This window comes from Tropicimonas aquimaris, from assembly GCF_042676185.1.
Lineage (GTDB): Bacteria > Pseudomonadota > Alphaproteobacteria > Rhodobacterales > Rhodobacteraceae > Tropicimonas > Tropicimonas aquimaris.
Map to the genome: position 1 here is coordinate 1 of NZ_JBHTJT010000055.1, position 2,303 is coordinate 2,303.

The 2,303-nt window shown below is 58.5% G+C and carries 1 protein-coding gene; it reads right to left on the minus strand.

Features of this window, described 5'->3' with window-relative positions; all coding sequences use genetic code 11:
* Nucleotides 1-1,455: 1,455 nt before the first annotated feature.
* On the minus strand, nt 1,456-2,055 hold the full coding sequence (locus tag ACFQ2S_RS22730) for a hypothetical protein (protein WP_386078444.1): 600 nt from the start codon (nt 2,053-2,055) through the stop codon (nt 1,456-1,458).
* Nucleotides 2,056-2,303 lie beyond the last annotated feature (248 nt).

The following is a 2,303-nucleotide window of genomic DNA, read 5'->3' on the forward strand; positions in this document are numbered from 1 at the left end:
TGTTCGCCATTCTCTGTCCTCCGTTTCCTAAACATAACGGTGGACCAGTTCAGATGGGGCACTCCAGTTTACCTTGGAAGTTGAACCACTTGATGCTTCCGCCGAATGGGAGTGGCGTCAGGATGTTGCCTCGGCTCTCACGATCAAATCGATCCCGGGTCTAGAGCAGACCGCATGGAACCACTCTGCCCAGCTCAGGGAGTTAAAGGCCCGAGATGTATGCGCGTCCATCGGGCACGAGTTGCGCCAGTTCAAGGAGCAAGAGCTGGGTGGCATAGACCTCAACTGCGTGATGCTCACGTCTGCACGTCCAGTTTGGTGTGCAAACCGCACCGGCGAGAGGCCTAAGGCTGGGCCAATTGCAAAGCATAGCCGCCTGTTCGGGCATGCGACAAACAAGGAGGTCATCTCACCTGAGAACCGGACTGTCACCACTGAGTGGAGCACCACAGGTGTACAGTTTGTGCCGAACCAAACACGCGGCACCAACGACCACGTCTCGTGCACACATGCAGTTTACCTCTACGACCAAAACCCGAACCCGCAACTTCTGAGCTTCCTAGGCATGAAGAGGGACAGCCTTGAAGCCCGCAGGTTCTCGGATGCATACGCTCTCACCGAGTTGGTGCAGTGGCTGTTCCGATCAGCTATCCGGGTTGGCGGCATCAATGGGACGCACAAGTCGGGGAGACCCCGCGAACGTGCTACCGTCTACATCCCGTCTGAGAGAATGCGCAACCTCCTGACGAACTGGTTGGAAACCGGCAAGGTCTCTGCACTGTCGAAAGATGGATCTCGGCCTCGGCGAGCAGTCCGGCCGAGCAAGCGCCGAACCCGGCCTCGCAAGAGCGCTGAGCGCCGCAAGGGGGCGGCGTGATGTGTGCGACATCCACATTGCCGAGAACCCGTGAGGAGGCCGCCCAGCGCGGCCTCTCGCGTTTCTGGACCGGGCGGGCTTGCAAGACGGGCCACATGGCAGAGCGGTACGCAAGCAACGGCCAGTGCGTCCAGTGCAACCGTGAGCGCTCCAGGCAGAGAGAGCGTGAGCGGGCCGCTGGCGACCCTTCATTTCGGATGTATCGTTCGGTTCATCGGCGGTCGGGGCAGGTGCTTTCTGGACGCTACAGCCCGTCAGAGGCACTTGGATGTAACCAAGTCGCTTTGCGGCGGTTCATCGGGGCCAAGTTCACCGAGGGAATGTCCTGGGGCCGTTACGGTCAGTGGGAGGTCGATCACGTCCTACCACTCTCCTCCGGGAAAACCTTGGAGGAGCTGGTCGCACTGTGCCACTACTCGAACCTCCAACCGCTGTGGAAGCGCGACAACATAGTTAAGGGCGGGGCTTAGGCCCCGTCCACTTCAGTGGCGGTATCTATCTGCTTTGGCAATACGCGACCCCGAACCGGGGTTCGACGACCGTGAAGCTAGCTCAATCGTTGTCCGTCGAGTTGCGGTCTACTCCGTTGCCAGGTCAATGAGGTTGGTGTTGCCGGGCACCTTGTCGGAGTTGGTCATCAAGATGCATTCGAGCGCCTGCTTAGCGGGAATAAAGGCACCGTCATACCCGAAGTCGTGCCAGTCGATGTTCTCACGGGCACCCAGTCTGTCTTGATGCATTTTGTCTCGGATGACTTTGACCTGAGATACGTGCCGCTCAAGCTCGCGGTCGTGTGTCGGGTCGAAGTGGGCAACCAACGCAGCTTTCCACTGGTCCACGCCGACCCGGCGCTCCGCATCTCCTCCAGCGTTGGCGAGGTGAAAGGCGGAGCCTAGCCCTTCGCACACTGAGAAAGTGCCTACGCAGAACTCAAAGGTCATTACTTGGAAGTATGGCTCAAACAAAACCGAACGACTTGTTGTCCGAGAATCTTGCTGAGGCTGAATAAGTCCCGCCTTCATCTCAAGCCCAACCAGCGTGTGCTTTAGGTTGGACACGAGCCGCCGTTTGACTTCGCGGTTCCAATCGTGAGGGATTGTCGCCTTCAGCCATCGCTCCCAGTCACTAGAGGTGGATAGGCAATGCCAGCCGTCAACTCCGTCGTGTATCTCGTCCAAGTAAAACACTGCTTGCTCCATGTGCTCCCAACTGCTGCGCTACCGAATGTCAGGCACGTAGATTTGCCTGAGCGGGATCATCGTGCGGTATCTAGGTGAAAGCTGCGAGTAGTGTCGGACGACGAGTTCGAACAGTTGCTCGCCGTCGATGAGCCGCAACTTGGACAAGTTGCTGGAGTGCCCCTGAACTTGCCCCCATTTGACCGGACACCTACGCGGTTTCGGTTTGGGCCCTGATGAACTCGCGG